We start from the raw sequence: 8,081 nt of genomic DNA, 5'->3' as shown, positions 1-8,081 counted from the left end.
TCTATGGCTTGTGGAATAGCTGGTTTGTCTGTGGTAGGAGATGCGCTGGCGGCAATTAAATATGGAAGTGTCAAAGTTATTCGGAATGAAGAGGGGTTAGCGGTTGATTACGAAGTGACAGGAGATTATCCAAAGTTTGGCAATAATGATGAGCGGGTTGACGAAATCACTTCTGGCGTTTTAAGCAGTTTTATGGATAAAATCCGCAAAAACAAAACCTATCGTCATGCAACACCTACTCAGTCAATTTTAACTATTACCTCAAATGTGGTTTATGGTAAGAAAACTGGCAGCACACCTGATGGACGAAAAGCAGGAGAACCATTTGCACCGGGAGCAAACCCCATGCACGGACGAGATACTAAAGGAGCGATCGCTTCTATGGCTTCCATTGCCAAATTACCTTATGAAAATGCTAAAGATGGAATTTCATACACATTCTCTATTGTGCCAGAAGCATTAGGGAAAACTGACGATGGAAAAGTCAACAATTTGGTAGGAATGTTAGATGGTTATTTCCACGACACGGGACATCATATCAATATTAACGTTCTCAACCGAGAAACTTTGCTAGATGCAATGAACCGTCCTGAAGAATATCCTCAGTTGACTATTCGAGTATCAGGTTATGCAGTTAACTTCATTAAACTGAGTCGTGAACAACAATTAGATGTGATTAACCGAACATTCCACAATCAGTTGTAGAAGGCAGAAGGCAGGAGGCAGGAGGAAAGAAAAGGTTAGAAAGGATAAAGTTTCTCGATCGCTGATTATTTTGTAGGGGTGAACAGCTGTTCACCTCTCCAATCTCCAATAATAAAAACAGGACTTAGGCATTTTCGAGAGGAGTAATTTACATGGGATCGACTGGCATTATTCATTCAATAGAGACTTGTGGGACGGTCGATGGTCCGGGAATTCGATTTGTTATTTTTACTAAAGGTTGTCCCTTAAGATGTTTATACTGCCATAATGCTGATTGTCGTCATACGGAAAATGGCAAGTCAATGTCTGTTGATGAATTGATTTTAGAAATTGAAAAATATCAGTCTTACTTTAAATTTTCTGGTGGCGGTGTCACGGTAACTGGTGGTGAACCTCTGATGCAGCCTGAATTTGTCAAAGAAATTTTTCAAAGATGTCGTCTGCTAGGAATTCATACTGCTTTAGATACATCGGGATATGTCCATTTGAACGTTGCTAAATCTGTTTTAGAATATACAGATTTGGTATTATTAGATATTAAATCTTTTGATCCAAAAATTTACCAGAAAGTAACCAATGTTTCTCTGGAACCAACCCTTAATTTTGCTCGGTATCTCAACGAAATTCATAAGCCAACATGGATAAGGTTTGTGTTAGTCCCTGACTTGACAGATCCCATTGATAATGTAACTGGATTAGCTGAATTTATAGAGCCTTTTGATAATGTTGAAAGAGTTGAAGTTTTACCCTTTCATAAAATGGGAGAATACAAATGGCAACAACTAGGATATGATTATCAACTCAAAACAACAGAACCTCCTTCAGATGAATTATTAGAAAGAACTATTAATATCTTCAAAAGTCATAACCTAATAGTTCAATAATGTGAGAAGGCAAAAGGTAGAGTGCAGATAAATAATGGCTGAAATATTAATAATAGGTTATGGGAATATTTTCTACAGTGATTATGGTGCAGGCAGAAGAGTAGCAGAGTTCGTAGCAAACTGGAAATTGTTGAATTTGCGATCGCTCCCTCTCCTCCAACTTACCCCTGACCTAGCAAAACCAATGTCTGAAGCCAAGTTAGTCATTTTTGTTGATGTTTATCGCCCTTGGGACTCGCCTGAATTACTTGTTGGTTATTACAATTACGCTCCACCCCTTCCTCACCTTAAAAATTGTGTGGGGCAAGTTGTAGATCCTCTATCGCTACTTGCTCTCAGTCAGTTTATTTAGGGCTTGCTGAATAAAGCTAAAAGTCAGTATAGCTAAGGCTTATGAGCTTTTTATATTCAGTTTATACCAATTTCATAAAATATTGCAAAGCGTGAAGACACAGGGAACAGGGAACACCGGAGCTGGGAACAGAGAAAGAAAAACATAAATATTAAAGAGGAAAAAAGGTGGAAATTTTAGAATTTATAGAATTTATAATTTTTTCTTTTAGGAATAAATCACAAATTAAGATGTAACTGCCTTTGCGTGAATTTGGTATTATATCGTCGTTCTTGGCTCTTATTGGCATCAATTTACTGAAATTTTCTGCTGAAATTCAAGAAAATTTCTTCACATAAAATGGCCGAAACTGTTGCCTGTTCCCCACACATCGACCCGTCTCCGCGTCTCCGCGTCCCCGTGTCCTACCTCCACCAACCAATTTTTTCAGCAGACCCTATTTACAGTTACGTACCTCCCGCTTGGTGGATATTAATTCCTGTATTCAATTTTCAATTTGGGGAGGAACTTTCTCCGATGGCAGAAATAGGTATTCACGACGCTTTAACACAAATTTTATTGTTAGATAAGTTTTAAAGCTTTTTTATTAATAAATCCCAAGAGTTAATTTTCAAAAGCCTTGTGTATTAAAAAATACATGACCCCCATTTTGTTCTCGTCCAATACCAACTCAACAAAAGATTTAGCAAAAAAAGCTGCATATAGGTGTAAAAAAAACATCAATTTTTAGAAGTAAGAAACAGGTAGAATATTCAAAATAGATCTAATTAATAAATTACTAAACCTAAAAAGCTTCGGGAGGAAGTACGCAGTGCCCGTTTTAACGGCTGGTTGAATAACGACACGCGGGTAATAAAGCGGAGTGAAGTTCTGCTATAATAGAAATAGCAAGTAAGAACAAGGTTTGTTGCCATGATCTCTAGCTAGTGCGGTGAAATTCCGGTGGACAGGAGACGGGGAATAGATTTCCTACGACGGCTGTTAGCTCCGCATTCAGCACCGAAAAGCAAGAAGGCAGCTAGAGCAGCGAGAAGATTGCTCCAACATATTAAGTAAAACCACTCGTGAAAGCTATTGAAAAAAAGTAAGCTAACAGCTAGATAATAGTCTATGCCGAGAAGCCTAGAAGTCTGCCCTTCAGGCTTGAAGCAAATGTGGATTTATGAGGGGCTGCGTGCGGAAGTAAATTCCGCACTTTAAACGCCCCGTCCCATTTGCGGTGGGTTAACCGCAGAATCCAGGGTGTTTCAACCCCTGGAGATGTCAAAAATCCACAATATTTGTAAATAACCAGAGAATTTCAACAGGAGAATATCTATGAGTGACAAAACTTTTGCAACAGTGGATGGTAACGAAGCAGTTGCCCGTGTTGCCCACAAACTCAATGAAGTCATTGCCATCTATCCCATCACTCCCTCCTCTCCAATGGGTGAATGGGCCGATGCTTGGTCATCCCAAGGCACGCCGAATATTTGGGGTACAGTTCCCAGTGTGGTTGAAATGCAGAGTGAGGGTGGGGCGGCCGGAGCAGTACATGGTTCGTTGCAAACAGGTTCTCTAACTACAACGTTCACAGCATCTCAGGGATTATTATTAATGATTCCTAATCTTTATAAAATTGCTGGGGAACTGACTTGTTGTGTTATTCATGTTGCAGCTCGTTCTCTGGCAGCTCAAGGTCTCTCTATATTTGGCGACCACAGTGATGTGATGGCTGCTCGTGCTACTGGTTTTGCCATGTTGTGTTCTGCTTCGGTACAAGAAGCTCACGACTTGGCACTTATTTCCCAAGTTGCCACTCTGGAAGCAAGACTGCCATTTATTCATTTCTTTGATGGTTTTCGCACTTCCCATGAGGTACAGAAAATTGAACTTCTGCCAGAAACGGTTTTGCGGGAAATGATCGATGATGAATTTGTTTTTGCTCACCGCGCTCGTGGTTTGACTCCTGACCGACCAGTTTTACGGGGTACAGCTCAAAACCCGGATGTTTATTTCCAAGCTAGGGAAAGTGTTAATCCTTTTTACACGGCAACTCCGGATATTGTTCAGAAAGCAATGGATAAATTTGCCGAACTGACAGGGCGACAATATCAATGTTTTGAATATCACGGTGCTGTTGATGCAGACAGGGTTATTATTCTCATGGGGTCTGGTTGTGAAACAGTTCACGAAACTGTAGACTACTTAACTGCCAATGGTGAAAAAGTTGGGGTATTGAAAGTTAGACTATATAGACCATTCGATGCCAGAAGGTTAGTCGCAGCATTACCTGAAACAGTGAAAAAAATTGCTGTGTTAGATAGGACAAAAGAACCCGGTGCAAGTGGCGAACCTCTGTATCAAGATATAGTTACTGCTCTGAATGAAGAATGGTCAGACGCAATGCCAAAAGTAGTCGGCGGTCGTTATGGTTTATCTTCTAAAGAGTTTAACCCGGCAATGGTGAAGAGCGTTTTTGACAACCTCAGTGCCGATAAACCCAAAAATCATTTTACAGTCGGCATCAACGATGACCTTTCTCACACATCTTTACCTTTCGATGCAGGTTTCTCTATCGAAGCAGATAATGTGGTGCGGGCAATGTTTTACGGTTTGGGTTCTGATGGTACTGTGGGTGCAAATAAAAACTCCATTAAAATTATTGGGGGAGAAACTGACAACTATGCTCAAGGTTACTTTGTCTACGACTCCAAAAAATCTGGTGCTGTTACTGTCTCCCACCTCCGCTTCGGTGCTAACCCCATTCGTTCCACTTATCTCATCGACCAAGCAAATTTTGTCGGTTGTCACCAATGGAGTTTTCTAGAAAAATTAGACGTTCTGACCTCCGCAGCTAATGGTTCTATTTTTCTGATGAATAGTCCCTACGCTCCCGATGAAGTTTGGCAACAGTTGCCAGTAGAAATTCAAGAACAAATTATCCGCAAGAATTTAAAAGTCTATGTAATCAATGCTAATAAAGTTGCTAGTGATAGTGGGATGAGGGGACGCATTAATACAGTAATGCAGACCTGTTTCTTTGCCTTAGCTAATGTTTTGCCCAGAGAAGAGGCGATCGCTCAAATTAAAAAATACATCCAAAAGACCTACGGCAAAAAAGGTCAGGAAATTGTCAATATGAATTTACAAGCGGTTGACAATACTTTGGATAATCTCTACGAAGTTAAAATTCCCACGGAAGTTAGCAGTACTCTCCACCGTTTACCACCCATTCCCGACACAGCGCCAGAATTTGTGCGGGATGTTTTGGGCAAAATGATTTCTAGGGAAGGTGACCAACTACCAGTCAGCGCTTTACCATGTGATGGAACTTACCCCACCGGAACAACTAAATGGGAAAAACGTAATGTTACTCAAGAAATTCCAGCTTGGGACCCAGATGTTTGCGTGCAATGCGGTAAGTGTATTATGGTTTGTCCTCATTCGGTCATCCGTGGTAAAGCTTATGAGGAGACTTTGTTAGATAATGCTCCGGCAACTTTCAAATCTACAAATGTCAAGGATAAAGATTTTTCCGGACAGAAATTTACTATCCAAGTCGCACCCGAAGACTGTACTGGTTGTGGTGTGTGTGTAGATATTTGCCCGGCAAAAAATAAATCTATGCCATCCCGCAAGGCAATAAATATGGAAGCGCAGTTACCATTGCGGGAACAAGAAAGGGAAAATTGGGATTTCTTCCTGGGTCTACCTAACCCCGACCGTCGCTCCCTCCATCCCGACCGTATTCGTCAACAACAATGGCAAGAACCTTTGTTTGAGTTTTCTGGTGCTTGTGCAGGTTGTGGAGAAACTCCTTATGTTAAATTAATTAGTCAACTATTTGGCGATCGCTCGGTTGTGGCGAATGCTACGGGATGTTCTTCTATTTACGGCGGTAACTTACCTACAACTCCTTGGACAAAAAATGCCGATGGTCGCGGGCCCGCTTGGTCAAATAGTTTGTTTGAGGATAACGCCGAATTTGGTTTAGGTTTCCGTCTGTCTCTCGACAAACATAGTCAGTTTGCTACGGAGCTTTTACAAAAAGTAGCGGGAACTGTGGGAGATAATTTAGTTGAAGCCATTCTGAACGCCTCCCAAAAATCTGAAGCTGATATTTGGGAACAACGGGAGCGAGTCGCCCAAGTCAAGGAAAAATTGCAAGGGGTAGATTCGCCAGAAGCAAAGCAACTGCTGACTTTAGCAGATTATCTGGTGAAAAAATCTGTTTGGATAGTTGGCGGTGATGGTTGGGCTTATGATATAGGTTTTGGTGGTTTAGACCACGTTATCGCCAGCGGTCGAAATGTGAATATTTTGGTCATGGATACGGAGGTTTATTCTAATACTGGCGGTCAGTCTTCCAAAGCAACACCCCGTGCAGCAGTTGCTAAATTTGCAGCAGGAGGAAAACCATCAGGCAAGAAAGATTTAGGTTTAATAGCAATGACTTACGGGAATGTTTATGTTGCCAGCGTTGCCATGGGAGCGCGAGACGAACATACCCTGAAAGCATTTTTGGAAGCTGAAGCTTATGAGGGACCATCTTTAATTATTGCTTATAGTCATTGTATTGCTCATGGAATTAATATGACGACAGCAATGAGTAATCAAAAAGCTCTTGTAGAAAGTGGTCGGTGGTTGTTGTATCGGTATAACCCAGACTTGGTACAACAAGGAAAAAATCCTTTGCAACTAGATATGCGATCGCCCAAGAAACCAGTAGGCGAGTCGATGTATCAGGAGAATAGGTTCAAAATGCTCACCAAGAGTAAACCAGCTGATGCCAAAGAGTTATTAGCACAAGCGCAGGAAGATGTCAATACTCGTTATGCGATGTATGAATATTTGGCAGCTCGAAAATTAGAAATGCCCAATGGTAATGGAAATGGTAACGGTAATTCTGATGCTATGAAAACACCAGAAAAAACGACTAATAGCTAATAGCTTCCGAGGGATAAAACTGTAGGTTGGGTTAAGCGCAAGCGCAACCCAACAACAAGATATAGTTTGAGGAATTACGCATTTTTGAGTTCTAATATAGAATCCGGTTGAATAGTTATTGTATAGTTGAGAGTAGGGGAGTGGGGGAGATTAAAGGCTTGAAGTAATTATAGAATTATCAACATATACTAATTAAATAATTGTGGTTTAAAGCCTGCCCTTTTAAGGGGAAAAAATTGCTAGGATATTTCCTTATATTCAATTCCGTAACGGTTAAAATCCGAGGTAATTATCCATTATCCATTATCAATTAATGAATCCTACCTCCTCGCTCATTCCCCGTTCCTCCTGTCTTCCCCTCCCCTCCTGGGAGGGGTTAGGGGTGGGTTGGGAGGGGTTAGGGGTGGGTTGTCTCCTGTCTCCTGTCTCCTACCCTTACCCATAAGACTTTTGAGCGCAAACCCTATATATTTATAACCCAAACTACTAGCACGTTTAGTCTAGAACTATGGGTGAAAAAAATCTAACCCCCCAACCCCCTTTGTGGTATAGTGGCAGGGATCATAGATAGGATTCGACTGGTATTTTTTAAATATGAAAGTATTTGACTATGATAAAATCAGAGCTACTTTGCTTAAAGGGCCTCGTGTAACCTCTCTCCTGAAACATTTTGAGAATATTGCTGCGGGTATCTCTCAAGCACCTACACAAAGCGTATATGCAGCCTCTGACTTTTTAAGTAAAAGCAATGAATATCGGGAATACCACAGTGTATTTCAACGCAATATAGGAACATTCTATCAACATTTCTGTGCCAGTGTTCCCTTTATTATAGAAGAGCAATGCCGAATCGGTGTAGCTCTACAAAGGTTAGCAAAACACCGACTAAAAGATGAGAAAAAGCCTTTTACTTATTATGAGGTAAGTTCAGCAGATGGCACAAATGCAAGAACACTGGCTGAATATTCCCAAGGTATGATTAGTACTTTAACTGACTCTCCAAATCCAGCCAATGGAGAAAATTTCCATAAGCTTTGCCAACACAGCTATTCCGATATTTATATCGGACCTTTTGTAGACATCACACCTGAGTATATTTCAGCAAGAAACGATCGTCCTTATCTCAAATATGGTTTTGATGCCATCTATGAAAATACAGCATTTCAAATGTATGCTCCTAATCGTAAAGCTCAAATTGCATATGTGAAGCG

General features: G+C 40.8%; 6 protein-coding genes. All 6 read left to right on the top strand.

The genetic code is table 11. The annotated features are described in order from the left end of the window. The coding region (locus tag F6K13_RS08735; RefSeq protein ID WP_287287221.1) for a glycine radical domain-containing protein at positions 1-705 on the top strand (705 nt) is incomplete at its 5' end. A gap of 152 nt (positions 706-857) precedes the next feature. Beyond that, complete coding sequence (gene pflA / locus F6K13_RS08730) at positions 858-1,589, top strand: pyruvate formate-lyase-activating protein (protein WP_124146231.1); 732 nt, start codon at positions 858-860, stop codon at positions 1,587-1,589. Between the two features lie 34 nt (positions 1,590-1,623). Further along, a complete protein-coding gene (locus tag F6K13_RS08725; protein ID WP_124146232.1) occupies positions 1,624-1,941 on the top strand; it encodes a hypothetical protein in 318 nt (105 codons plus the stop codon). Between the two features lie 339 nt (positions 1,942-2,280). Next, positions 2,281-2,517: a hypothetical protein gene (locus tag F6K13_RS08720; protein ID WP_124146233.1), complete on the top strand. Its 237-nt coding sequence runs from the start codon at positions 2,281-2,283 to the stop codon at positions 2,515-2,517. Between the two features lie 741 nt (positions 2,518-3,258). After that, positions 3,259-6,870, top strand: a complete 3,612-nt coding sequence (nifJ, locus tag F6K13_RS08715; protein WP_124147540.1) for a pyruvate:ferredoxin (flavodoxin) oxidoreductase — start codon at positions 3,259-3,261, stop codon at positions 6,868-6,870. A 594-nt stretch (positions 6,871-7,464) separates the two neighbouring features. Beyond that, a partial coding sequence (locus F6K13_RS08710) for a hypothetical protein (protein WP_287287219.1) occupies positions 7,465-8,081 on the top strand: 617 nt, incomplete at its 3' end.

Origin of the sequence: Okeania sp. SIO2B9, from assembly GCF_010672505.1 — a bacterium.
In the GTDB taxonomy this organism is placed as follows: domain Bacteria; phylum Cyanobacteriota; class Cyanobacteriia; order Cyanobacteriales; family Microcoleaceae; genus Okeania; species Okeania hirsuta.
Note: the sequence above shows the minus strand (reverse complement) of the source record. Positions and strands in the feature narration are given on the sequence as shown.

What these genes read in the sequence shown, in the direction of transcription:
- nifJ (WP_124147540.1), top strand. Translation starts at nt 3,259, where the DNA reads ATGAGTGACAAAACTTTTGCAACAGTGGATGGTAACGAAGCAGTTGCC.
- pflA (WP_124146231.1), top strand. Translation starts at nt 858, where the DNA reads ATGGGATCGACTGGCATTATTCATTCAATAGAGACTTGTGGGACGGTC.
- F6K13_RS08720 (WP_124146233.1), top strand. Translation starts at nt 2,281, where the DNA reads ATGGCCGAAACTGTTGCCTGTTCCCCACACATCGACCCGTCTCCGCGT.
- F6K13_RS08725 (WP_124146232.1), top strand. Translation starts at nt 1,624, where the DNA reads ATGGCTGAAATATTAATAATAGGTTATGGGAATATTTTCTACAGTGAT.